Source organism: Variovorax sp. LjRoot130 (assembly GCF_964253755.1).
Taxonomy (GTDB): domain Bacteria; phylum Pseudomonadota; class Gammaproteobacteria; order Burkholderiales; family Burkholderiaceae_C; genus Variovorax.
On sequence record NZ_CAXURM020000002.1, the window covers coordinates 101,920 to 125,314 of the forward strand.

A 23,395-nucleotide genomic window follows, 5' to 3' on the forward strand; every position below is an offset into this window, starting at 1 on the left:
CGTCTTGCAATCGCCCCTCAACTGCAAACAGGCGAGAAAAACGTCATCATCGTTCTTCACTTTCGGTCCGGCGCTTTGCGCCTCGAACTACCCAACACCCTCGGAGAGATACCCAATGCTTCAGCCTCGGCAACCCGTCCCCGCCCTCCAAGTACCCACGCTCGCGCACGGCGGCTTCACCTTGGCTGAAGACGCACCAGAGCATTTCTCGCTGATCGTCTTCTATCGAGGGCTGCACTGCCCGATCTGCCTCAAATACCTGCTCGAACTGGGTCGTTTGCAACCTGAGTTCGAGAAACGCGGCGTCAAGATCATTGCCATCTCCAGCGACACGCGCGAGCGCGCGCAGGCGATGGCCGACAAGCTCAAGGCCGAGAATTTGCGCATCGGCTACGACCTGCCGCTTTCGAAGGCGCGGGAATGGGGCCTGTACATCAGCACCTCGCGCGGCACGACGTCCATCGGCATCGAAGAGCCTGCGCTTTTCGCTGAACCTGGCGTGTTCATCGTGCGAGCCGACGCGACGCTGTATTACGGCTCGGTTCAGACCATGCCCTTTGCGCGCCCGCATTTCGACGACTTGCTCGGCGCGCTCGACTTCGCGCTCGCGAAGAACTACCCGGCCCGCGGTGAGTACGTCGGTGCCGTTTGACCGCGCAGAAGCATCAAACGCGAGCCTATGGTGTCGTGGCCGCCGCGCCCAGACCCGACAAGGCCTTGGTCAGGCCCTCGACCGACGGGCAGGCATCCACCCCATGCCGTCTGGCGAGCTAGGCAGGGTCGTTGTAGCCGAACCAGGTCTGACGGTTGGCGTCCTGCCAGATCAAGGCCTTGAGCGGTAGGTCGATCCCCACGGTTTGTTGGCATTCCATGAATGGCGTACCTGCCTGGGCGCTGCCGAAGATGAACACCTCGGTCGGGCGAAGCGTCTTTCCAACCGCTGATGCGCCAGCGGCATGATCGATACGCGCGAACACGGTCAATCCTCGTTGCTTGACCGCAGCCTCGAAGCGCGACGCTGTTTCTGCGGGGGAGTGCGGGCTCTTGATGGCAATCAGGCCCTCTGCAGCAAAGGCCGCGATGGCGCATAGCGCGCATGCTGCAGCGACGGTGATACGAACGAATTTCATGCTTTCCCTTGCTTATCGGCCAATTTCCGGCTCGCCGAGTGCGCGCAAAACGCTGCTCGACAAACCTTCGAACCCATCCTCCACGAAGTCGTAGTCCATGTTCGGATGCGGGTCCGGCGGTCCTTCGGGCCCCCATTCGTCGGGCCGCTTCACGAAAGCGGTTCGATAGCCCGCCGCGTGGGCGGCGTTGAGGTCGAAGTTGTGGCAAGCCACCATGAGGATCTCGGAAGACGGAAGGGCCAGCCATCGCGCCGCCGTTTCGTACGCCTGCGCATGCGGCTTGTAGACGCCGATCATTTCGCACGAGATCACGGCATCCCAGGTCAAGGCGTTCCTGCGAGAAACATCGATCACCAATGACGTGGGCAACATCGTGAACGAGACGACGGGCAGGACCTGACGCAATGTCGCCATGGCAGCGGGAAAGTCGGGCCAGGCGTCCAGTTCGTGCCACGCACGCCAGATCTCGTGTCGCTGCGCCGGTGTCAGTGCCTGCAGACCGAAGTGAGTCAATGACTCGTCGAGGGTCCAGCGATGTACATCGTCCATATCGAAGGTCGGCCGGTTAAGCCCGACGATCGCGGCCATGGTGCGCCTGCGCCAATCGTTGGCGATGGCATGCCAATCGGCTTGCGAAGCCTGTTGTTGGTGAGCGACCCGACGGAGAGCTTGCACGACACCGCTGTGCCAATCGAGCACAGTTCCACCGGTGTCGAAGGTGATGGCGCGAAGTTTCATATTGCCTCGGTGTCCTTGAAGGTTCGCACGGCCGCCGCGATCTTGCTGGTTGGATCCGTAGGCGGGCGGCGCTGTCGAGTTTCTTACTAATAGACCGAGCCACGCACCGGCCACGTGGGTCGATTGCATTCAACGGGCGGCGCTGAGCCGCGGATGCGTCTCCTCGCCCAACAGGTGTAGCGCGAGGCCCGACAGCCCCATCGCCACGGCCACGAACCAGAACGCGCTCTCGATGTGGCCACCCAGCGCCGCGGCGCCGCCGAGCGCCAGGGCACCGATGCCGTAGCCGAGGTCCCGCCAGAAACGGTAGATACCGATCGCCGAGGCGCGCCAGTTCGGTTGCGCGATGTCGGCAACTGCGGCACTCAGGTTCGGGTAGAGCATCGCCATACCCAGGCCCGCGACGGCGGCCGAGAGGCTCCACCAAGCCGAGCCCGTACCCATCGGCAGCAAGGCCACGCCCACGCCGCAGATCCACATGCCCCAGGTGTTGAGCCGATGGCGTCCGACGCGGTCCGACAGGCGGCCGGTGATGAGTTGCGCGCCGCCCCAGGTGAAACCGTAGACGCCGACGATCCAGCCGATGCCGGGCAGGCTCACGCCGTGCTGGTGCAGGTAGACCGGCCAGAACACCCAGACCAGCGCGTCGACGAACTTCTCGACCAGGCCGGCCTGGCAGAGCGCGGCCATGCGGCGGTCGCGCCAGCTCATCAGCGCGAATATCTCGCCGGTGGACGGCGGCGCGCTCAGCGTGATCGGATGGTGCGGGCGCAGGTCCTGCGTAGCTTGTCCTGCGGCGTGGCGCCGGGCCTCGGCATGGGCCCAGGGCAGCGTCTCGGCGACTGCCGCCCACGCCAGCAGCGTCGCAAGCCCGATGACGATGACACCGAACCACAGCAGTCCTGCGCGCGGCCCGGCCAGCGCGGCGGCGTAGCCGGTGATCACCGCGGCGAGTGCGACGCCGACATAGCCGGAGAATTCGTTGAGCCCGATGACCAGACCGCGCTGGTCCGCGCGGGTGATGTCGAGCTTGGCCGTCTGTGTCATCGACCAGGTGAGCCCCTGATTCACGCCCAGCAGCAACGTGGCCAGGACGATCCAGTTCCACGAACTCGCGAAGTGGATCAGCGCCGGGATGGGCAGCGCGACCAGCCAGCCGAGCATCAGCACCCGGCGGCGGCCGACGCGCTCGGCCAGGCGGCCTGCGACGAAGTTGAGCGCGCCCTTGACGAAGCCGAAGGCCACCACGAAAGCCGCCAGCAGCATGAAGGACCCTCGAGGTACGCCGAATTCGCTTTCGGCCAGCGCCGGCACGACATTGCGCATCATGCCCAGGGTCATGCCCACGAGCAGCACCTGCAGCAACTGCTGCAGGACCTGTCCGAGATTGGCGCGAATGCCGTATTCCATGCTGCGCGGCTCAAGCGCGAGCGAGTTCGGGTAGCACACCGCGCAGGTTGGCCTGGATGATGCGGGCCATCTCCTGCGGCTGCGGTGCGATGTCACGCGTCAACGCCGCGACGAACTCCTCGCGCGGCATCGACAGCATGGGATTGCAGCGCTTTTCGAAGCCAAGGGTCGACGCCGGCTTGCCCGACAAGCCCACGCCGCAGGCGCTGCCCGCCTGATGGCCGGGGTAGATCTCGAGGTCGCCGGGCAACGCGAGCAGCTTGCGGTGCAGAGAATCATGCAGCAGTGCCGCCATCTCTTGCTCCCGGCCTGCCAGATCGGGGCGGCCGACCGCACCGAAGAACAGCGTATCGCCGGTGATGACGAACCAGGGCTCGTCGCCACGGCGCAGGTCGCGCACCAGCAGGCAGACGCTATCGGGCGTATGGCCCGGCGTGTGTAGCACGTCGACGAGCACGTTGCCCGCCTCGAGCCGTTGACCATCGGTCATCGGCGCGAAGTCGAAGGCCGCTCGCCCTTGATTGCTCTCGTGCAGCCGGTATGCCGCGCCGCTGCGACGTGCCAGCGCTAGGCCGCCGGAGTAGTGGTCGGCATGAACATGGGTGTCGATCACGTGGGCAATCGCCGCGCCCGCTTTCTCGGCCTCGGATAGGAACCAGTCCTCGTCGCCTGCGACGACGTCCACGGCAATGCCCAGGCCGTGCCCCGCGCAGCCGAGGAAGTACGAAAGCGTCGCGGTGTCGGTGGCCCGTTGCTTGAAGAACATCGTTGTCTCCCGGCTCAATTCGTCTGGACGCTAGGCTTCGACCGGCAACCCGCGCGCGCGCCACTCCGCGATACCGTCGCTGAGCTGGAACGCGTTGTAGCCCTTGTCGCGCAGGAGCTCCACGGCGTCCCGGGCCATCAGGCAGAACGGCCCTCGGCAGTAGGCAACCACGGGGGTGCCCTTCGGCAGTTCGGCGAGCTTCTTCCTGAGTTCGTTCAACGGCAGCGAACGCGCGTGGGGCAGGTGGCCGCTGGCGAACTCCTCCGCCGGGCGGACATCGAGAACCACCACCTCACCGGTCTTGGCCCTCTTCAGGATGTCGCGCCGGTCGACGCCTTCGAGGTCACCGCGATGCTCGATGAGCGCCGCCAGCGCGGCTTGCAACTCGACCAGTCGTGCCTCGGCCTCGCTGCGCAGCGCCACCCACAGGTCGGCCACGCTAGGGGCCGCCAGCCGGTACTGCACATATTTGCCGTCCTTGCGGGTCTCGACCAACTTCGCTTGCCTGAGTTCCTTGAGGTGCGCGCTGGCCAGCTTCACGCTGATCTGCGCCTGTGCCGCAAGCGTTTCCACGGCCTTCTCACTCTGGCACAGAAGCTCGATGAGCTCCAGGCGCTTGGGACTGGACAGGGCCTTGCCTAGGCGAGCGACCTGCTCGTACAGATGGTCTTTCAACTCTCTCATTGACTATATTCCAACACTCGTTAGATTGATTGTAAATGGAACTCTGCGCCGCATCCAACGTGGATGCGGGCACGTATACCGGCTGCAGCGCTGCGTCTCGCGACGGCGGGACCACCGGCAGCGAGTTGTTGTTGTCCATGCTGAAAGGAGACACATCATGATGATTGCGCGCTGGCATATCGACGCCCGCTTCGGGCACAAGCAGACCGTCATCGACGCCCTGAAAACGTGGTGTGGCGATATCGGGGAACAGGTCGGCTGGAGCGCTGACAAGCTGCGCCTCACGACCGGTTCGATCGGGGCTTTGGAGTCCACCATCGAGATGGAAGTCAGCGTTCAAGACCTTGCCGAGTTGAATGATTCGTGGACCAAGCTGGGCGCCATTGAAGCCCACAAGCAGTGGAGCAAGGACATGGAGCCCCATGTTGTCTCGGCAACGCCACGCTGGGAGATCCTGAGGGTCGTGTGACGCTGCTGTCTGTTCAATGCTTTCGCGTGACTCGCAGGACTAGAGGTTCGCGGGAGGCCGCAGCCGATCGTTGCCGCTATGGCTTTCCTGCAGCGCGGCGATCAATGGGCAAGACACCCTGCCGCGGCTCGCGCAGCAGTCGTCCACCAACTTGGCCAGGACCGACTCGATGCGATGCAGGTCCGCCAGCTTGGCACGCACATCGGCGAGTTTTTGCTCCGCGAGTTGGCGCGCCTCGTCGCAATGCGCACCATCGTCCAGGGTGAGCAAACCGGCGACCTCGTCGAGGCTGAAGCCCAGGCGCTGGGCAGACTTGACGAATCGGACCCGCGCCACATCGGCCTTGCCGTAGCGCCGGATGCTGCCGTATTCTGCGACAGAGGAAGACCAGACTTAGGGGCTCACTTTCGTGAAGTTTTTCATGGTTGCGCGGCGAGAGGTGCGGAGGTACCAAGGAATCCGAGCGGGGCGGCGCAAGAACGTATCAATGGTGCACCTCAAACAAACGGCGCCGATGAAGCGCCGTTTGAGTGCCTACAGACGACTGCACGCCGGTACATGCCTCACGCCTGATTGTTGGCTCACCCGCAGGTGGTGCAAACGCCCGATTGCGGCGGACGCGCTTGACCATCATAGTCCTCAAATGGCGTACAGAGCGCGCCAGGAAATGACTGGAGGAGCAGTGCAATGGCCACAAGGCTGCGTGCAATCAAGGCGGACATCACGAAGTTGCAGGTTGACGTAATCGTCAACGCTGCGAACTCGAAATTGCTGGGTGGTGGCGGCGTCGACGGCGCCATTCACAGTGCTGCGGGTCCCGAGCTACTCGAGGCGTGCCGTGCACTGGGGGGCTGCGCTGCCGGCAACGCGAAGGTTACGAAGGGGTTTCTGCTGCCAGCGAAGCATGTCGTGCACGCGGTAGGACCGGTGTGGCAGGGTGGCAAGCAGAATGAGCCCGAACTGCTCGCCTCGTGCTATCGCCGTGCCCTCGAGCTTGCGACGCTGGTCGACGCCAAGACCATTGCGTTTCCATGCATCAGCACTGGCGTTTATGGCTATCCCGTCAACCAAGCGGCGCGCATCGCAGTCGCCCAGGTGCGAGCGTACGTCTCAGAAAACGGTGAGCTCGGGGAAGTAGTTTTCTGCTGCTTCTCGGACAAGGACCTCGCTGTGTACAAAGCGTTGTTGTAATCGCCGGCACGGTCCTCTGCGGCGCCTCCTCCGAGCGGCTAACGTCACTTCGTCAACTCGCGCCGTGGCGGCCATCACGGCGAGGGGCCGTCTCTACATGAGTGCAATGCGGTTCGCCTTGGCGTCATCGAGCGGGTGGTGCACGCGCAGCCCGTGCTTTCGGTGCAACCGACGCCCGATGTTGAGGACGCGTCGACGCGCCCTTCCCCAGAATCCGAGAACGCTGACCGAGCAGTTGGCAGGCAACCCATCTGGGAACAAGCGCGAAAGCTGAACCGCGTCGCGCGGGGAGTCGCACACCAACACCGCCGGACCCAAGGCGGAGAGCCAAACATGAAGCGCAGTTCGAAGCTGGTCGAGCGGCACGGCGAAGCGACCGCCCTGGAGCAGCGGAAGCACTTTCGCGCGGCAGAACGGGCTGCAGTCTGCAGCGTCGACGCCCATCACCTCTGCGTAGAAGGTCAGGCGGCCGGTCTCGTCGACTATCCCGATTGACACCAGTTGAGCGTCATCGTAAGCCCCGTGAACTCGGTATCGAAAAAACCCTCAAGCCCAATGAATCCGGCCTGTGCCTCACGTAGGACCCATGGTGAATGTCGGCCCCTGGCCGAACTCTGCCGTCAGACGGGCTTCCGCGGCTGCAGAAGGTCCCACAAATTGCCGTAGAGGTCCTGGAACACGGCAACGGTGCCATACGGCTCTTCCTTCGGCTCCCGAATGAACGTGACACCCTTGGCCTTGTACGAACGAAAGTCGCGCCAGAAATCGTCCGTGAACAGGAACAGGAAAACCCGTCCTCCGGTCTGGTTGCCAACTCGCGTCGCCTGTTCGCCATTTGCGGCTCGTGCGAGCAACAAGCGTGATTCCGTGGCGCCGGGTGGGGAGATGACAACCCACCGCTTGTCTTGTTCGGGCACATACGTGTCCTCAACAAGAGTGAACCCGAGTATTCCGACGTAAAAGCTGAGCGCTTCGTCGTAGTCGCGCACTACAACCGCGACCTGACCTATTGACTGAGGCATCTACACGTCACTTTCTTTTCGCAACATGGAAGGTCCGGGTTTGGCCGTCGGCGGCGGTTGAGCGGGTTCACTCTGTGACACACGCTCGCAGCCACGAGAAGGCAGGATGCTCGCCCGGCAGCGTAGCTTCTGCCGCCACATCCATCAAGCGAAGGCCGCGGTTACTGTTCGTCAGAAGGACGACTGCTGACTGAGTTCTTGGATTTCCCATTGCGAAGGCCCGGATGCCATCCATCTTTCCCCATTGGAAGAATGTGCCGCCAGTTGCTTCAACTCCCCACCCGAGGCCCCAACCGATTTCTTGCTCGGTCTCGGGGGGGCTGTCTGCTAGGTGGGTGGCGTCCCCTTTCGGCACCCTCATTGTGGGCGTCAACCATTGGCGGCGCGACGCCTCTCTCAACGACGTGCCGTTGAGAACAGCAACCATGAACTTTGCGTAGTCGCCAGCTGTGGTCTGAAGGGAATAGGAGGCATGAGCGGCGGCCGGACGATGCTTCTCAAGCCGCTCTTCACCCTCGTGCGGCAAGGCAACATCCTCGCTGAAGCGGTCGCGCCATTGGAAGCTGGACGATTGCATCCCCAATGGGTCGAACACCAAGCGTTGTGCAAGCGCCTCCAAAGACTCGTTCGTGGCGGCCTCGAGCGCCATTTGAAGATAGGCGAAGCCGACGCTTGAATAGCTGAACCAGCTCCCTGGCGGGAAGTAAGTCTGCAACGGTTCATCACCGCGAAGGTTGGGGAGACCCGAGGTGTGCGTCAAAACATGGCGGGCTGTGATGGGTGATGAGGCGAGTTGGGGCGGCACGCCTTTCTGGACGATTCCGGACAATGGTTGGTCTAGGTCGAGGGTCCCGCCGTCAACGAGCTGAAGCGCAACGTAGGCGACGACCGGCTTGCTCAACGAGGCGACGTCGAACACTGTTGTCTCGCCAACCGGCCGAGCAGCGTCAAGCTCCGTCACGCCCATTGGCATGACCCTCACCTTACCTTCGTCGACCGTGGCCATGGCCACGCCCGGTATGGCGGCCGCGGCCATCAGACGGTGCATCGAGGTTTCGACGGTTCGGAAATCGCTCATGTAGATTGAATGTCAGGCAAAGGCAGCGCGTCGTCTGCTTAAAAATGGCGGGTGCCGGCGAAGGTCCGGAGTTGGCCGGATTTTTGCCGTTCGATTCCGCTGGCGCTCTCGCTAACGCAGGTGTTGACCAACCTTCTGCTGCAGTAGCGTGACGAGCTCAGGCTGCATGAACTGGTAGCGGTCAGGAACATCCAGGCACACGACCTTTTTCCCCTGCAAGGACGCCGTGAACCTCTGCTTGAGCTTCACCCGGTGCTGCTTCTCCATGACGAAAATCAGGTCCGCCCACTCAACCTGTTCGATGCTCAGTACGCAGTCTGCGTCGGGCGCGAGGCCAGCGGAGTCCGTCTCGATGTCGGGCCCCGCGAATACGCTCTCGGCGGTGGGACTGCGAAGCCTGTTCCTACTGCAGATAAAGAGCACGCGGCGCATTGGTGGCGTCTGGACGGGGGTGGGTAGAGCAGGAATTCTGGCAGACCCTTGACCGTCCGGTCCTGGCCGATCTGAGACGTAGGCCGTTTCGGGCGAAGGACCGACCGTGGCGACACGGCGAACGATCCAATCTTTACAGCCCACTAGTTCAACGTGACCACGACGTGAGTTTGCGGTCCGCCGCGCATGACGTAATTGACCGGATGCAGCGCCTCGCCGGGATCGCATGCGACTGCTGAATTCAGCATGGGCGCGAGCGCTCCAGGCAGCTTTTTCTTGAACGGCCCGACAGGCATGCACGCGGTGACGTCAACGACTCCGGAGTTCTTCTCGTTTCTGTCCTTGTAGAACCTGTCGTTGACTGGGAAGGTTTCTGGCCTGTACTGGCCGGCCGCCGTATCCTTGACGAAGATCGACAGATAGGATTCCCATTGATTTCCCACGTCGACGTCCATGCAGACTCCCGGCCTCATGGTGTACCAGCCTTGGAGCGTCACGTAGCACCGCGATCCCTGAAGCTCGCATCTCGAACCCGAATCGTCCGAATTCTCATGGATTACAGCAAAGACGATGTCCGTCTGTCGTCCGTTGCATAGCTTGTTCGTCCCCGTTGCGCCGGCGTGTAACGCCACAGCAGAAAGCAGCAGAACGCCGAACGCGAGATGCACGATCGATTTCATCTTTTCCCCCTACAGAATCTGCGCGGATGACCTTCGAGAAGTCGAACTTCGCTAGCCCCCGGCGAGTGTCCCACCTTCAACCCTATGAGGCCACCAGCCGACAGGCTATCAAACAAGCCGGGCCTTGAAAATGCGATCCGCGCCACTGGCCGGCTTCGCCTTCGCCCTGTTCTTCGGCGCGATTCTTCGCTTATGCGGGTAGCGCGGTCAAGCCTCGGGCGACGCATGGCGCTCGAATCTTGGCAACCTGGCTTCGGAAATTTTTACGCAAGGTCATTGGCGAAGGTGTGGTGTTGGCCGATTGTTGCCTCCCGAGGCTTCACTGCTGCGCGTGCACATCCGAAAGAGTCACCCCCGTGCATGCGGGGATGTTTCTCGACGGCGCCCGGCGCTGCGCTCCGCACGACTCTGTTTCGCACTGCAACCGAACTGGGCGTGAAACCAGCGTGACAACCCGCTGGGTGCAGAGAACCCGAGCAACGTTGCCACCTCAGCGAGCGGTCGATCGCTCTCCAGGACATGACGCGTGGCGAGCTCCTTGCGAATGTCGTTGACCATTGACGAAAAGGTTTGCCCTTCGTCGGCAAGTCGACGCTGGATCGTCCGGCACACCACGCCCACGTATTCCGAAACCTGCTCGATCGTGCAGCGTCCGCTTGGCAGGAGCAACAGGATCGTGCGTCGCACGTCTTCGAGCATGGCTTCCCCAGGTGGCTTGACCGATGCATCCAGCAGTTGCTGCGCGTATCTCGCCATTGCAGGATCTGCCGACGGGTTGCACGCGTCAAGATCTTCCTTCGCGCAGACGATGCAGTTGAAGTCATGATCGAACTCGACGAAGCGTCCCAGCACCCTTTGATGGGTGCGAAGGTCCCGCGGTGCCGGGTGCGCGAAGCAGACACGTCTGGGCTGCCAGTCTGCCCCGAGGAACTGGCGCATCAAACGCACCATCACCCCCAGCGCAAGTTCAATGCGCTGCCGCGTCGGCTCATGCACATGGCCGGGCTTCACTTCCTCGCGGATGACAACCACGTTGGCGAACTCTTCGATCATCAACGACAACGAGCCGTTGAGTAGCGGCTGGTAGCGCATCAGCACGTTGAGCGAGTCGCGCAAGGTCGCCTGGTCGCGGATCAGCATTCCGACGGCGCCGAGATTGGACAGGCGCCGCGACTCCGCCATGCAGAGGCCGAAACTCTCGTTGCCGGAACTGGTCGCCGAAGCCTGAAGCAGCAACGCAACGCTCTCGACCGGGATCATCAGATCGGGTTCACGCAGCACGCTCGGGCTCAGGCCGGCATCCAGAAGCATCCGCGCCGGATCCAGTCCACCTGCGCGAGCGACCTCGCTGTAGTTGGTAAGACTTGCAGCACGGACCAAAGATGACATCGAAGACCTGGGCACTGAGTTGGCATCGGAGGGTAAGTCGCTGGCGCGCATTGTCAACCCGTAGGCCACCACGGCAACCAGAATCCGGAGCATCTTTCCGCCGCTGCGACAAAAGGAGACCCGCTTCATGACCCAAGGCTTCAACGCTGCCACCGGATCCGTGCGATCGATGTCGAACCCCACTGTGCTCATCGTCCCCGGCCTTCGGGACCATGTGGCAGACCATTGGCAAACCTTGCTGGCAGCAAGGCTTCCCTTGGTACGCAGCGTGCCCCCGCTCGAACATGAAAAGCTGAACTGCAGGGCACGCGTCGATGCGATCGACCGGGCCCTGCAAGGCATCGACGGACCCGTGATCATCGTTGCGCACAGCGCGGGCGCAATCATGGTTGCGCATTGGGCGGCGACGCGTCGCGTGAGTGATATTCGCGGCGCGCTGCTGGCAGCACCGGCGGACCTCGAAACTCCCATGCCGGCGGGCTACCCGACCACCGAAGCACTGAAGGACAACGGCTGGCTGCCGATCCCGCGCGCGGCGCTACCGTTCCCCAGCATCGTCGCGGCGAGCAGCAACGATCCCCTCACACACCTCGATCGTGCCCGCAAACTGGCGCGATCGTGGGGCAGCCGCTTCGTCGAGCTTGGCGAAGTCGGACACCTGAATCCGCACTCCGGCTTCGGTGAATGGCCGCGGGCGGAAGAGTTGATTCGTGAACTCTCCTGAGCGCGTCGCCCTCATGCCGAGACTGGATTCTTTGCGGAGCGGCTATGTCCCAGATGAACAAATCAATGTCCCAGACAAGCAAGAGTTAACCCGCCGGTGCGCCGGATACTGGCGGCATCGACACCTGGGTCGGACATCACAAGAACCGGAGACAAAAGTGAAACTGCTGCAAATCGCACGCGTCGGCGTGGCACTGATCGGATGGTCGCTGGCGCTCAGCGTCTGGGCGCTGGGCGAGCGACCCTTGAGGCTCATCGTTCCGGCGCCCCCGGGCGGAACGATGGACATCGTCGCCCGTGTCCTCGGCCAACAGATGTCCACCGACATCGGTCGACCGGTGATCGTCGAGAACCGCCCGGGCGCAGGTGGCGCGATCGGTCTGCAGGCCATGCTGCAGGCCGCCCCCGACGGCAACACGATCGTGCTTGCGGCGAGCAACGTCCTCGCAGAAACGCCGCAGGTCATGAAGATGCCCTTCGACCCGCTCAAGGACGTGCTCCCCATCGCGTCGGTGGCCAGGTCGGGCGTCGTGCTCGTGACCGCGGCCAGCTACCCAGCCAAGGACTTTCAAGGCCTGATCGCGCAGTTGAAGACGCGCAAAGGCAAATCCAGCTTCGCCAGCTACAGCCCCGGCACGGTGTCGCAGTACGCCGGACTGATCCTCAATGACCGGGTGGGACTCGACATGCAGCACGTGGGCTATCCCGGATCGCCGCCCGCGCTTCAAGACCTGCTCGGCGGCCAGATCGACATCATGTTCGACGGCATGGTGACCTCCATGCCCTTGATCAAGGCCGGGAAGTTGCGCCCCCATGCCTTCACCGGAAAAAGCCGGTCCCGGTACCTCCCTGACGTGCCGACCACGACCGAACTCGGCTACCCGGACCTCCAGTTCCGCGGCTGGGTTGGTTTCATCGGCTCCAGCAAGCTGCCGCCCGACGCTCTGGCGAAGCTTCACGCGATCATCGCAAAGGCAGCGCAGGCGCCCGCGGTGCAGCAGAAGCTGATCGACGCGAGCCTCGAGCCTGAGCTGAGTGTCGACACGCCCGCGCTGCTCAGCGAAACGAAGGCGCTGTCCGAGCGCAACGCCGCCATCGTCAAGAAGTTCAACATCCAGGCGAACTGACTGCCGTCAAGCCATCCCACAGGAGACTGAAGAATGAAGTTCAGACCCATCACGCCCTCCATCGGGGCGGAAGTCATGGAAGCCCGCCTTGCGGAGGCGTCACGCGACGCCGAACTCTTTGCGCAGATCAGGTCCGCGCTGCTCAAGTACAAGGTGCTTTTCTTTCGCGGGCAGGACATCACGCGCGCCGAGCACGTGGCCTTCGCGAGCTGCTTCGGGAAGCTGGAGGACCACCCGGTGGTCGGCAGCGACCCCGAGCATCCGGGCCTGGTGCGCATCTATCGCAGCGACAACAAACACAGCTACGAGAACACCTATCACTGCGACGGCCTGTGGCGCGAGAGCCCCGCGATGGGCGCCGTGCTGCGCTGCATCGAGTGCCCGGAGGTCGGCGGCGACACCATCTGGGTCAACATGGTGCAGGCGCACGACGAGTTGCCGCCGGAGATCAGGCAGAAGATCCAGCACTTGCGTGCCAAGGCCAGCATTGAGCATTCGTTCGGTGCCGTCATGACCCCGGAAGCCCGCATCAAGCTGGGCCAGGACCATCCGCCGGTGGAGCACCCCGTCGTGCGAACACATCCGGAAACCGGCGAGAAGGTTCTCTACGTCGGCAGTTTCACCACGCACTTTGCGAACTACAGCACGCCGGAGAACGTGCGACACGGCATCGACAAGGCGCCAGGTGCAGCGCTGCTGCTGAACTACCTGATCAGCCGGGCCACCATTCCCGAGTACCAGGTGCGCTGGTCCTGGCAGCCTGGCGACGTCGTCGTCTGGGACAACCGCAGCACGCAGCACTACGCGCTGAACGACTACTGGCCTGCGCCGCGCAAGATGGAGCGCGCCGGCATCGTCGGCGACGTTCCGTACTGAGTGGCTTGCGTCCATCCCCGACATTTCGCATTGCACCCCGGAGACGCAACGACATGAACTTTCTCGACGGCCACCTGTTTCCCGAAAACCAGCAGCCTCTGATCATCACGGCCGCCCCCTATGCGCCGGGCTGGCTTCCATCCGACTTCCCGGAAGAAATTCCGGTCACGATGGAGGCGCAGGTCCAGAAGGCGGTGGATTGCTACAACGCCGGCGCGACGGTACTGCACCTGCACGTTCGCGAACTCGACGGCAAGGGCAGCAAGCGTCTGTCCAAGTTCAACGAGCTGATCGCCGGCGTGCGTGCGCGGGTGCCCGAGATGATCATCCAGGTAGGTGGATCGATCAGCTTCGCACCGGAATCCGAAGGCGCCGCAGCCAAGTGGTTGTCCGACGACACGCGGCACATGCTCGCCGAGCTCGAACCGAAGCCGGACCAGGTGACCGTGACCGTCAACACCTCGCAGATGAACGTGACGGAGCATGCCGAACTGGCGGACTTCAAGGGCACCTCACGGGAGACGCCCGCCATCTTCGAGGCCTACAGGGAGATGACGGTGCCGGCGCAGCCCGGCTGGGTCGAGGAGCACATCCGCCGCCTCACGGCCGCCGGCATCCAGAGCGCTTTCCAGTGCTACAACATCAACAGCTTCGAGTCGGTCGAGCGGCTGATGCGCCGCGGCGTCTACAAAGGCCCGCTGGTGATGAACTGGGTGGCCATCAGCGGCGGCATGGACGCGCCGAACATCTACAACCTCGCCAACTTCCTGCGCGCGGTTCCTGACGGCGCGGTGCTCACGGTGGAAAGCTCGGTGCGCAACGTGCTGCCCGTCAACATGATGGGCATCGCCATGGGCCTGCACGTGCGCTGCGGCACCGAGGACGTGCTCTGGAACCAGACACGCACGGCCAAGATCGGCACCGCGGCGCAGATCGAGCAGCTGGTGCGCATCTCGCGCGAATTCGGCCGCCCCATCGCCACGGCCCAACAGGCGCGCGAGATCTCGAAGATCGGCGTCTTCTACGAGACGGCGGAAGAATCGCTGCTGGCCAACGGCTTCGCGCCCAATCGCAACGGAGCCAACCAGGGCTTCCTGCGCAAGGCGGCCTGACTCCTCGTGGAGGGCATGTCGCATGCCCTGCGTCTCGAAGACGGATTCGCGCTGGCCTGCCCGGCTCAGGATGCCCCGCCTTCTCCATGAGCGGCCGCGCCCGCTGCCTGCCTGCTCCACTGGGAGGCGCTGCAGCCGAAATTGCTGCGGAACCAATGGCTGAAACTGCTGGGCCCTGAGAAACCCAACAGCTCGGCCACTTCGCCGAGTGGCAGGTCGCTGTCGCGCAGATGGCGCCTGACCAGATCGGAGCGCACGAGATCGAGCAGGTTGCTGAACGTGAGCCCCTCCGCATCGAGTCGACGGTGCAGGGTGCGGCGATCAACGCGCAGAAGTCGAGCCACCTCTTGCGCCGTGCAAGCCCCACCGGGCAGCAGGGCCAGGATCAGTTCTCGACAGGTTTCGCGTGCGCTTTCACCGCGGTCTCTCAGCGCCGCCTCCAGATAGTCACGCGCGAAACGCGCCGCCCCGTGGTCCCCGACCGCGCGGGGCTTCAGCAGTTCGGCCGCCTCGCAGACCAGGCCGTTGAAGTCCTGGTTGAACTTGACGTTGCGGCCAAAGAACGCCCGATGCGCCGAGACATCCGCCGGCGGGCGATGCGTGAAACAGACTTGGATCGGCCGCCACTGCGGGTCGATCAGTTCGCCCAGGATGCGGAACATGATGCCGACGGCGAGCTCCATCGACTGGCGCATCGGCAGCCCGGGGCTTGGCAGCAGGTCCTCCCGGATGATGACGACGCTGCCTGCGTCTTCAACGCGGGTGACCAGCGAGGCATTCACCAGCTTCAGGTAGCGGCACAGCGTGTCGAGCGCGTCCCTCGGCGTGGGCTCCTCCTTCAGCACGAGGCTGATGGGGCCGAGAGTGGAGAGCTTGCGCCGCGCAGCGAGGCGCAGCGCGAAATCTTCGGTGCGGGTGGCGCGCGCGGTGATCTCGAGCAGCTCGCGCACGGCGTCACCGGGAATCAGCGTCTCGGGGTTGTCCAGCAGCTTGGCCTGCAGCCCCACGGTTCGCATGAACGCATGGGGGTCTCGGCCAAGCGACTCCACGAGTTCCACATAACCGCTCAAGCTGGCGCTGCGCATCAGTCGACCGAGATGTTTCATGGGACGGTTTGTGCGCCCCGTTGCTCATTCGGGGCTGATCTTGAGCTGCAGTTTCTCGATGATGGCCCGATTGTGGGCGGTTGTGGCATCCAGGGATTGCCGCAGTTGCTGCAGCGAAGCGCCTCGCGGTGGATCGAAGTTCTGCGCGAGCAGGGCTTCGCGAAACCTCGGCGCGTTGACGGCCCTTGCCACCTCGCCGTGGATCCTGTCTTGCAGCGCCTTCGGCGTGCTGCTCAGGACGAACACGCCGACGCTCGCGTCCGGCATCACGAAGTCGGCAAGCCCCAGCTCGCCGAAGGTCGGGACGTCGGGCAGGAACTCAGACCGTTTCGACGACGCCACCGCCAGACCCTTGAGCTTGCCGCTTCGCACCAGCGATGTCACGTTGCTCACGACCTCGAAGGTCAGCTGAACCTGGTTGCCCATCAGGTCGACCAGGGCTGGGGCCGAGCCCTTGTACGGCACCACCAGGATGTCGTTGCCGCTTCGCTCCCTGAGCATCTCGCCCAGAAGATTGGAGCGCGTGCCCGCGCTCAGGTTGGCCACGCTGACCGAGCGGGGATGCTGCCCGGCGTGAGCCAGCAGCTCCTTGACCGTATTCGGACGGAAGTTCGCGTTGGCCACCAGGACGTGGATCATGCCGGTCACCTCGCCGACGTAGGTGAACGTCTTCAACGGGTCGAAGGGCGTCTTGACCGTGAGCGGGATGTCGGAGAGCACGCTCGACGGCCCCACCATCAGGGTGTGGCCGTCGGCTGGCGCGTTCATCAATGCCCGTTCAGCGATGACGGCGGAGCCTCCCGGCTTGTTCTCCACCAGGACGGTCTGACCGAGGTGAGTCCGCAGCTGTTCCGCGAGCAATCGCGCGGCGGCGTCGGAGATGCCGCCGGGCGGCGCGGGGACGATCAGCCGGATGGGCTTGTCCGGCCACTGCTGTGCCGATGCAGGTCCTGCGCCGATGCAGCACAAGGCTGCGAAGGAGATCAGGGGAAGCCTCAATAGATGGAGAAACATGGCCATTCATCGCTTTCGTGGTCGAACTAGGCGACGTACTGCGTGAATCCGCGCTGTCCCTCTTTGCGGGTCGGGGCGAATCCGTTCTTCGCCAGCGTCTCTTCCACGCTCTTGTAGGTCACGCCGATCTTGTAGATGCGCCTGGCCTCGTCACCGGTGGCAATTTCACGATGAAGTTCGCGGGAGATTCGTGCCAGCTTCTCGACCTGCTTGACCGACGTGATGCGCTCTCCCTTCTTGTCGAACAGGGTGTCTTCGATGCCGCAACGCACATGCATTCCCAAGCAGATGCCCATGGTGGTCAGGGGCCACGTCTGGCGCGCGGTCCCCTCGATCGTGAGCACCGCCCCGTCCGGCACATGGTTGATGAACTCCAGCATGCTGCGCGGATTGGGGCCGTCCATGCCGCCACCGATGGAGACCCAGTTCAGGACGACGGGGCCCATGTAGACGCCGCGGCGGATCATGCGCCCCAGGGTTTCGAATTGCGCCAGGTCGCCCAGCTGGAAGTGCGGCTGAATGCCGTTGGCTACCAGGCGCTTGATGTGCTCCTCCACGAATGCGGGGCCCGCGGGAATCACCATCTCCCGGTAGGCGCTGTTCTTCAGGTCTACCCACGAAGTACCTTCGACATCCGAAGGCGTCTTCATCTCCGCCGTGTTCATCTGGTTCGTGTTGACGGCAACCGTCACCTGGTCGGGCCGGGGCGTCAGTTCGGCAAGGCCGTGGCGCGTGTCGTCGGAGAGCCACTTCGCGGTGTCTCCTTCATTCTCCGGCGCAAAGGAAATGGATCCACCCACCTGCAACACCATCTTCGGGACGGCGGTGCGCAGGCGATCAAGCATTTCGTTGAACATCGACAGCCGCTTCGATCCCTTGCCGTCGGCTTCGCGGACATGCACGTGCAGCACGGTGGCACCGGCGTTGTAGCAATCCACCGCTTTCTGGACCTGGTCAGCCATCGAGACGGGAATGTCGTCGGAGTCGCCCGGAAGCCATTGAGGTCCGTAGGGTGCGGCCTGGATGACAAGCGGTTCCTGGTTTTCGGGCAGAAGGGAGTCGTCGAGAAAGTGCATGTGGGTCTCCGTGGAAAGATGGACGCCCGCGTTGTGCGGGACGGTTGCATCTTCTGGATTCGCGCCACGGCCCGCTTGACGCTTGGCGTCGCCCACTTGGCCTTTCACGACACTGCCTGCAGCTGCCGGCGTTCAAGGACGCTATGCCGCGCCTCGCCCCGCGTGCGGACGGCGCTGGCGGACGGCACGGCTTGCCGAAGGCGAAGACCGGGTGCGCCACGTTTCCGGCGAACAGCCGAACTGGGTGCCGAACCACCGGGTGAATGCGCTGTGCGTGGTGTAGCCCAGCATCGCCGCCACCTCGCCAAGGCTGTGGTGGGTATTGGCGACATAGCGGCGCGCGAGTTCCTGCCTCACTTCACTGATCAAGGCCTTGAAGGTGAGTCCGCATCCGTCGAGCTCTCGCTGCAGCGTGCGCATGCTGATCCCCAGGCCGGATGCGACGGATTTGCATGTCGCGCGACCCGTCGGCAGCATCAGGTAGATCGCCTTGCGAACCTCCTGGTCAATCGAGCGCTGCCGATCATCGGGCAGCGCCGCAATCATCTTCTTGGCATATTCGGCCAGCACAGGATCGGCCGCCGAATTGGCCACATCCAGATCGGCCGCCCGGCACACCAGCCCATTGAAGGCGCCATTGAACTCGATGCGGCACTTGAAGAAGCGACGATGAAACGCCGGGTTCGCCGGCGGTGGGTGCGTGAAGCTCACGCTCGTCGGTCGCCAGCGCTCCTGAAGAAGTCCCTCGCCCAGCCGGTAGAGAACGCCGATCGCCAGTTCGATGGATTGGCGCGCGGCGACCGGAAGAACCAGCTCCTCGCGCAGCACGACCAGGTTCCCGACGTCCTCGACCTCGATCGCCAATCTCTCGTTGAGCAGGTGCAGGTGATCGATCAGCGTCAGCAGTACCTGCCGCAGCGTGGGTTGGTGCATGAGCAGCAGACTGACGACGCCGAAGTTCGAGAGCTGGCGCCGCGCTGCCATGCGCAGACCGAAGGACTCGCAACCGGTCTCGCGGGCCGCATCCTCGAACAGGCGTGCAACCCGATCCGCTTCGATCAGCTGGTCCGGCTCGCGAATCAGCTCTGCGCGCAGTCCCGCCCTGCGCAGTGCCGCGCCCGGATCGAATCCGAGCTCTTGTGCAACTTCGGAGAAGTTCGTCAGCGCGGCTGCGCGCACCAAGGCTGCCATCGTGAAGCGTTCCAGTCGTGCGCCGATTCTGGCATCAAATGTCAAGCGAATGGCATGAACTGCAAAGCGCCAATACAGCGCGACTCCTACAGTTCAGTCACCAAGAAGGAGACAAGCATGCAGATCGAACCGCTGACGTGCGCCATCGGCGCACAGCTCAATGGCGTCAGCCTTGCCGACGCAGTTCGCAGCGTCGAACTGTTCTGCGAGATCAAGGCTGCGCTGTTGCGCCACAAGGTGCTGTTCCTGCGCAATCAGACATTCAGTCGCGAGGACCACGTGGCCTTTGCTCGCCGCTTCGGAGAACTGGAAGACCACCCCGTCGCCGGCAGCGATCCCGAGCACCCCGGGCTGGTGCGCATCTACAAGACGCCCGATGCACCCAACGATCGCTACGAGAACAGTTGGCACACGGACGCCACCTGGCGCGAGGTGCCCCCGATGGGCTGCGTGCTGCGCTGTGTCGAGTGCCCGCCGGTCGGTGGGGACACCATGTGGGCGAACATGGCGCTGGCCTACGAAAGGCTGCCCGAGCACATCAAGACACTGATCGCCCCGCTGCGGGCGCGCCACAGCATCGAGGCGACATTCGGCGCGGCCATGCCGATCGAGAAGCGGCTGGCGCTCAAGGCCCAGTACCCGGACGCCGAGCATCCCGTGGTTCGCACCCACCCCGAGACCGGCGAGAAGGTGCTGTTCGTCAACAGTTTCACCACGCACTTCACCAACTTCCATACGCCGGCCAACGTGCGCTATGGACAGGACTTCGTTCAGGGCTCGTCCTCACTGCTGCAGTACCTGCAGAGCCAGGCCGCCATTCCCGAGTACCAGGTGCGCTGGCGTTGGCAGCCTGACAGCGTGGCGATCTGGGACAACCGGGCCACGCAGCACTACGCGGTGATGGACTACCCGCCCTGCCACCGCAAGATGGAACGCGCCGGAATCATCGGCACGCCCACGTCCTGACCCGCGCCTCGTCGCCCCATCCCCACGACATTCCCCGGAGCATTCAATGAACTTCCTCGACGGACACCTGTTTCCCGAGAACCAGCAGCCGCTGGTCATCACGGCGGCCCCCTACGCCCCTTCGTGGGTGCCCTCCGATTTTCCCGGCGAGATCGCCGTGACGATGGAAGAGCAGATCCAGAAGGCGGTGGACTGCTACGAGGCCGGCGCCACCGTGCTGCACCTGCATGTGCGCGAATTGGACGGCAAGGGTTCCAAGCGACTTTCCAAGTTCAACGAGTTGATCGCCGGCGTGCGCGCCCGTGTGCCGGAGATGATCGTTCAAGTGGGCGGCTCCATCAGCTTTGCGCCCGAGACCGATGGCGCCGCCGCCAAGTGGCTGAGCGATGACACGCGCCACATGCTGGCGGAGCTGGACCCCAAGCCCGACCAGGTGACGGTGACGATCAACACCTCGCAGATGAACATCCTGGAGCAGTTCGACGCCCGGGACATCCAGGGCACTTCGATGGAAGATCCGGCCGTCTTCAATGCCTACAAGGAGATGACCGTGCCGGCCCAGCCCGGCTGGGCCGAGGAGCACATCCGTCGCCTGTCGGCTGCCGGCATCCAGAGCGCTTTCCAGTGCTACAACATCAACAGCTTCGAGTCGGTCGAGCGGCTGATGCGCCGCGGCGTCTACAAAGGCCCGCTGGTGATGAACTGGGTGGCCATCAGCGGCGGCATGGACGCGCCGAACATCTACAACCTCGCCAACTTCCTGCGCGCGGTTCCTGACGGCGCGGTGCTCACGGTGGAGAGCTCGGTGCTCAACGTGTTGCCGATCAACATGATGGGCATCGCCATGGGCCTGCACGTGCGCTGCGGCACCGAGGACGTGCTCTGGAACCAGACACGCACGGCCAAGATCGGCACCGCGGCGCAGATCGAGCAGCTGGTGCGCATTGCCGGTGAATTCGGCCGCCCCATCGCGACCGCGCAGGAGGCGCGCGAGATCTGCAAGATCGGCGTGTTCTACGACACGGCGGAAGAGACGCTGCTGGCCAACGGTTTCGCACCCAATCGCAATGGCGGCCAGCAGGGCTTCCTGCGCAAGGCCGCCTGAGCGCGGCACGGGAAAAACCATGAAGCACTTCTTCCGCCTCGCCTTGTGTGCCGCGGTCGCCGTCGCGGGGGTGGTGCCGGCTTCGGCGCTCGCTTTTGCCGACAAGCCGATCAAGATGATCGTGCCCGCGCCGCCAGGAGGCACCATCGACGTGATGGCGCGCATCGTGAGCGATCAGCTCTCGCGCGACATCGGCCAGCCGGTGGTGGTCGAGAACAAGCCCGGCGCCGGCGGCGCCATCGCAGTGAAGTACCTGCTCTCCCAGCCGGCTGACGGCCAGGCACTGATGGTGACGGCCAGCAACGTTCTCACCGAGGTGCCGCACGTGCTCAAGGGCGGCTTCGATCCGCTCAAGGATGTCAAGCCCCTCTCGCTGATGGCGCTCTCCTCGATGCTCTTCATTTGTTCGCCCCAGTTCCCTGCCAGGGACGCGAAGGAGGCCATTGCCTACGTGAAGGCGCATCCCGGCCAGGTGTCCTATGCCTCCTACAGCGCGGGAACGGCATCCCAGTACGCCGGAGCCATCCTGAACAAGGCGGCGGGACTGGACATGCAGCATGTGCCCTACCCGGGGTCGGCGCCCGCGCTGGCGCAGTTGATGGGCGGCCAGGTTCCGTTGATGTTCGACGGGGCCGTCACCTCCAGGAGCCTGATCGCTGCCGGGAAGGTGCGACTGCTGGCGGTCGCGACCAAGACCCGCTTGCCGGAGTTTCCGAACGTGCCCACGCTCGCGGAGCTCGGCTACCCGCAGCTGAACTTCAGCAACTGGACCGGCGTGATCGCCTCGTCCCAGATGCCGGCACCGTTGGCCGAGAAGATTCATGCGGCGCTGCAGAAGGTCGCGGCGAACGCAGCGGTGCGCGAGCGCCTGATCGGTGCCGGCTTCGAGCCGATGCCGGAGCGCTCGCTGGCGCAGGCGCAGAGCGAACTGCGGGAGGAATACGACCGCAACGCCGACATCGTCAAGACCTTCGACATCAAGCTCAACTGAGCACCGAGGCCGCCGCGGGCAGATGTTGCACGCCGGGCTCCCCAACTGAAGAACAGGAGACACGAAATGGTCAAGGCCATCCGCTTTTACGAGACCGGCACGCCCGATGTTTTGAAGCTCGAAGACGTCGAGGTCGGGGATCCCGGCCCCGGCCAGGCGCGAGTGCGCCACAGCTACATCGCGCTGAACTTCATCGACGTCTATTTCCGGACCGGACGCTATCCGCTTGCGCTGCCCAACGGGCTGGGCTCCGATGCAGTGGGCGTGGTCGAAGCCGTGGGCCCGGGCGTGACGGACATCCGGGTCGGCGACCGCGTGGGCTATCTGATCGGCCCGCAGGGCGCGTACTCGCAGGTGCGCGTGATGCCGGCCGAGGTGCTGATCCCGCTGCCCGACGGCGTATCGGACCGCACAGCCGCCACCTTGATGATGAAGGGCATGACGGCGCAGTACCTGTTCCGTCAGGTGTTCCCGCTCCAGGGCGGAGAGACCATCCTCTACCACGCGGCAGCCGGCGGCGTGGGCCTGATCGCCTGCCAATGGGCGCGTGCCATGGGCGTGACCATGATCGGCACGGTCAGCACCGACGAGAAGGCCGAGCTCGCCAAGGCCAACGGCTGCGCCCACACCATCGTGACCTCGCGCGAAAACATCGTCCAGCGCGTCAGGGAGATCACCGGCGGCAAGGGCGTGCCGGTCGTCTACGACTCGGTGGGCAAGGACACGCTCGAGGCGTCGCTGGGCTGCCTGCAGCCCCGGGGCTCGCTGGTCAGCAACGGCACTTCATCGGGCCCGGTGGTGATCGACTCGCAGATGCTGGCTGCCAAGGGCTCGCTCTGGGTCACGCGGCCGGCGATGGTGCACTACATCCAGCCGCGCGCCCATATGCTGGACATGGCCCGCGAACTGTTCGACCACGTGCTCGCCGGGCGCATCGTCAGCGAGCCCAAGCAGGTGTTCCAGCTCGAGGATGCGGCCGAAGCCCATCGCGCGCTGGAGTCGCGCAAGACCACCGGATCGACCGTCCTGGTGCCCTGAACCGCCGGATGGCGATGGCCATCCGGATGCATGCCTTCCTCCCGAGCGACGCCGGCGCCGACGACTGCTTGTCCGGGCCGC

General features: G+C 64.0%; 26 protein-coding genes and 1 pseudogene. 12 read left to right on the forward strand and 15 right to left on the reverse strand.

Translation table 11 applies throughout. The features are described from left to right. Positions 1 to 4 precede the first annotated feature (4 nt). On the forward strand, positions 5 to 652 hold the full coding sequence (locus ACSQ86_RS30170; RefSeq protein ID WP_436310351.1) for a peroxiredoxin-like family protein: 648 nt from the start codon (positions 5 to 7) through the stop codon (positions 650 to 652). A gap of 118 nt (positions 653 to 770) precedes the next feature. On the opposite strand, the gene ACSQ86_RS30175 is transcribed toward ACSQ86_RS30170, so the two are convergent. The 5 genes from ACSQ86_RS30175 to ACSQ86_RS30195 form a co-directional block, all read right to left on the reverse strand. Beyond that, positions 771 to 1,130 carry a DUF302 domain-containing protein gene (locus ACSQ86_RS30175; protein ID WP_436307459.1) on the reverse strand — a complete coding sequence of 120 codons (360 nt, stop codon included), beginning with the start codon at positions 1,128 to 1,130 and terminating at the stop codon, positions 771 to 773. Positions 1,131 to 1,142: 12 nt separating this feature from the next. Continuing rightward, the gene (locus ACSQ86_RS30180) at positions 1,143 to 1,868 is read right to left on the reverse strand and encodes a haloacid dehalogenase type II (RefSeq protein WP_436307458.1); all 726 of its coding nucleotides are present in this window, start codon (positions 1,866 to 1,868) and stop codon (positions 1,143 to 1,145) included. A 129-nt stretch (positions 1,869 to 1,997) separates the two neighbouring features. Next, on the reverse strand, positions 1,998 to 3,278 hold the full coding sequence (locus ACSQ86_RS30185) for an MFS transporter (RefSeq protein ID WP_436307457.1): 1,281 nt from the start codon (positions 3,276 to 3,278) through the stop codon (positions 1,998 to 2,000). A 10-nt stretch (positions 3,279 to 3,288) separates the two neighbouring features. Further along, positions 3,289 to 4,044 (reverse strand): MBL fold metallo-hydrolase, encoded by a 756-nt coding sequence (locus ACSQ86_RS30190; RefSeq protein WP_436310352.1) that lies wholly within the window; start codon positions 4,042 to 4,044, stop codon positions 3,289 to 3,291. Between the two features lie 30 nt (positions 4,045 to 4,074). Further along, complete coding sequence (locus ACSQ86_RS30195) at positions 4,075 to 4,728, reverse strand: ArsR/SmtB family transcription factor (RefSeq protein ID WP_436307455.1); 654 nt, start codon at positions 4,726 to 4,728, stop codon at positions 4,075 to 4,077. A 157-nt stretch (positions 4,729 to 4,885) separates the two neighbouring features. On the opposite strand from ACSQ86_RS30195, the gene ACSQ86_RS30200 reads away from it, so the two are divergent. Continuing rightward, complete coding sequence (locus tag ACSQ86_RS30200; protein ID WP_436307454.1) at positions 4,886 to 5,197, forward strand: hypothetical protein; 312 nt, start codon at positions 4,886 to 4,888, stop codon at positions 5,195 to 5,197. 39 nt (positions 5,198 to 5,236) lie between these two features. Here the strand turns inward: ACSQ86_RS30200 and ACSQ86_RS30205 are convergent. Continuing rightward, positions 5,237 to 5,566, reverse strand: a pseudogene (locus ACSQ86_RS30205) (MerR family DNA-binding protein); the annotation flags it as partial. Positions 5,567 to 5,884: 318 nt separating this feature from the next. On the opposite strand from ACSQ86_RS30205, the gene ACSQ86_RS30210 reads away from it, so the two are divergent. Beyond that, positions 5,885 to 6,388 carry an O-acetyl-ADP-ribose deacetylase gene (locus ACSQ86_RS30210; protein WP_436310353.1) on the forward strand — a complete coding sequence of 168 codons (504 nt, stop codon included), beginning with the start codon at positions 5,885 to 5,887 and terminating at the stop codon, positions 6,386 to 6,388. A 333-nt stretch (positions 6,389 to 6,721) separates the two neighbouring features. Then, entirely contained in the window at positions 6,722 to 6,883 is a 162-nt protein-coding gene (locus ACSQ86_RS30215) for a hypothetical protein (RefSeq protein ID WP_436307453.1), read from the forward strand. Between the two features lie 125 nt (positions 6,884 to 7,008). Here the strand turns inward: ACSQ86_RS30215 and ACSQ86_RS30220 are convergent, their stop codons facing one another. The 5 genes from ACSQ86_RS30220 to ACSQ86_RS30240 form a co-directional block, all read right to left on the reverse strand. After that, the gene (locus ACSQ86_RS30220) at positions 7,009 to 7,410 is read right to left on the reverse strand and encodes a VOC family protein (RefSeq protein WP_436307452.1); all 402 of its coding nucleotides are present in this window, start codon (positions 7,408 to 7,410) and stop codon (positions 7,009 to 7,011) included. Positions 7,411 to 7,477: 67 nt separating this feature from the next. Further along, positions 7,478 to 8,488, reverse strand: coding sequence for a serine hydrolase domain-containing protein (locus tag ACSQ86_RS30225; protein WP_436307451.1), 1,011 nt, complete (start codon positions 8,486 to 8,488; stop codon positions 7,478 to 7,480). A 111-nt stretch (positions 8,489 to 8,599) separates the two neighbouring features. After that, positions 8,600 to 8,920 (reverse strand): low molecular weight protein tyrosine phosphatase family protein, encoded by a 321-nt coding sequence (locus ACSQ86_RS30230; protein WP_436307450.1) that lies wholly within the window; start codon positions 8,918 to 8,920, stop codon positions 8,600 to 8,602. A 143-nt stretch (positions 8,921 to 9,063) separates the two neighbouring features. After that, positions 9,064 to 9,600 carry a hypothetical protein gene (locus ACSQ86_RS30235; protein WP_436310354.1) on the reverse strand — a complete coding sequence of 179 codons (537 nt, stop codon included), beginning with the start codon at positions 9,598 to 9,600 and terminating at the stop codon, positions 9,064 to 9,066. 348 nt (positions 9,601 to 9,948) lie between these two features. Then, on the reverse strand, positions 9,949 to 10,989 hold the full coding sequence (locus tag ACSQ86_RS30240; protein WP_436310880.1) for an AraC family transcriptional regulator: 1,041 nt from the start codon (positions 10,987 to 10,989) through the stop codon (positions 9,949 to 9,951). A gap of 127 nt (positions 10,990 to 11,116) precedes the next feature. Here ACSQ86_RS30240 and ACSQ86_RS30245 point away from each other — a divergent pair, with 127 nt between their 5' ends. The 4 genes from ACSQ86_RS30245 to ACSQ86_RS30260 all read left to right on the forward strand — a co-directional run bounded on the left by ACSQ86_RS30245 (position 11,117) and on the right by ACSQ86_RS30260 (position 14,827). Continuing rightward, on the forward strand, positions 11,117 to 11,713 hold the full coding sequence (locus ACSQ86_RS30245; RefSeq protein WP_436310355.1) for an RBBP9/YdeN family alpha/beta hydrolase: 597 nt from the start codon (positions 11,117 to 11,119) through the stop codon (positions 11,711 to 11,713). A 157-nt stretch (positions 11,714 to 11,870) separates the two neighbouring features. Next, positions 11,871 to 12,839, forward strand: a complete 969-nt coding sequence (locus ACSQ86_RS30250) for a tripartite tricarboxylate transporter substrate binding protein (RefSeq protein WP_436310881.1) — start codon at positions 11,871 to 11,873, stop codon at positions 12,837 to 12,839. A gap of 33 nt (positions 12,840 to 12,872) precedes the next feature. Beyond that, complete coding sequence (locus tag ACSQ86_RS30255) at positions 12,873 to 13,715, forward strand: TauD/TfdA dioxygenase family protein (RefSeq protein WP_436307447.1); 843 nt, start codon at positions 12,873 to 12,875, stop codon at positions 13,713 to 13,715. A 53-nt stretch (positions 13,716 to 13,768) separates the two neighbouring features. Next, positions 13,769 to 14,827: a 3-keto-5-aminohexanoate cleavage protein gene (locus tag ACSQ86_RS30260; protein WP_436307446.1), complete on the forward strand. Its 1,059-nt coding sequence runs from the start codon at positions 13,769 to 13,771 to the stop codon at positions 14,825 to 14,827. Between the two features lie 65 nt (positions 14,828 to 14,892). Here ACSQ86_RS30260 and ACSQ86_RS30265 read toward each other — a convergent pair whose 3' ends face one another. The 4 genes from ACSQ86_RS30265 to ACSQ86_RS30280 form a co-directional block, all read right to left on the reverse strand. Continuing rightward, complete coding sequence (locus tag ACSQ86_RS30265; RefSeq protein WP_436310356.1) at positions 14,893 to 15,933, reverse strand: AraC family transcriptional regulator; 1,041 nt, start codon at positions 15,931 to 15,933, stop codon at positions 14,893 to 14,895. 24 nt (positions 15,934 to 15,957) lie between these two features. Beyond that, the gene (locus ACSQ86_RS30270) at positions 15,958 to 16,953 is read right to left on the reverse strand and encodes a Bug family tripartite tricarboxylate transporter substrate binding protein (RefSeq protein ID WP_436307444.1); all 996 of its coding nucleotides are present in this window, start codon (positions 16,951 to 16,953) and stop codon (positions 15,958 to 15,960) included. A gap of 20 nt (positions 16,954 to 16,973) precedes the next feature. Further along, positions 16,974 to 18,023, reverse strand: a complete 1,050-nt coding sequence (locus tag ACSQ86_RS30275; RefSeq protein WP_436307443.1) for a 3-keto-5-aminohexanoate cleavage protein — start codon at positions 18,021 to 18,023, stop codon at positions 16,974 to 16,976. A 141-nt stretch (positions 18,024 to 18,164) separates the two neighbouring features. After that, positions 18,165 to 19,214 (reverse strand): AraC family transcriptional regulator, encoded by a 1,050-nt coding sequence (locus tag ACSQ86_RS30280; RefSeq protein ID WP_436310882.1) that lies wholly within the window; start codon positions 19,212 to 19,214, stop codon positions 18,165 to 18,167. A gap of 117 nt (positions 19,215 to 19,331) precedes the next feature. Here ACSQ86_RS30280 and ACSQ86_RS30285 point away from each other — a divergent pair, with 117 nt between their 5' ends. The 4 genes from ACSQ86_RS30285 to ACSQ86_RS30300 all read left to right on the forward strand — a co-directional run bounded on the left by ACSQ86_RS30285 (position 19,332) and on the right by ACSQ86_RS30300 (position 23,314). Next, positions 19,332 to 20,180, forward strand: coding sequence for a TauD/TfdA dioxygenase family protein (locus ACSQ86_RS30285; RefSeq protein WP_436307442.1), 849 nt, complete (start codon positions 19,332 to 19,334; stop codon positions 20,178 to 20,180). Positions 20,181 to 20,226: 46 nt separating this feature from the next. Beyond that, a complete protein-coding gene (locus tag ACSQ86_RS30290) occupies positions 20,227 to 21,285 on the forward strand; it encodes a 3-keto-5-aminohexanoate cleavage protein (RefSeq protein WP_436310357.1) in 1,059 nt (352 codons plus the stop codon). A gap of 19 nt (positions 21,286 to 21,304) precedes the next feature. Beyond that, the gene (locus tag ACSQ86_RS30295; protein ID WP_436296775.1) at positions 21,305 to 22,276 is read left to right on the forward strand and encodes a Bug family tripartite tricarboxylate transporter substrate binding protein; all 972 of its coding nucleotides are present in this window, start codon (positions 21,305 to 21,307) and stop codon (positions 22,274 to 22,276) included. 66 nt (positions 22,277 to 22,342) lie between these two features. Beyond that, positions 22,343 to 23,314 (forward strand): quinone oxidoreductase family protein, encoded by a 972-nt coding sequence (locus ACSQ86_RS30300; RefSeq protein ID WP_093111857.1) that lies wholly within the window; start codon positions 22,343 to 22,345, stop codon positions 23,312 to 23,314. The last annotated feature ends 81 nt before the right edge of the window (positions 23,315 to 23,395 follow it).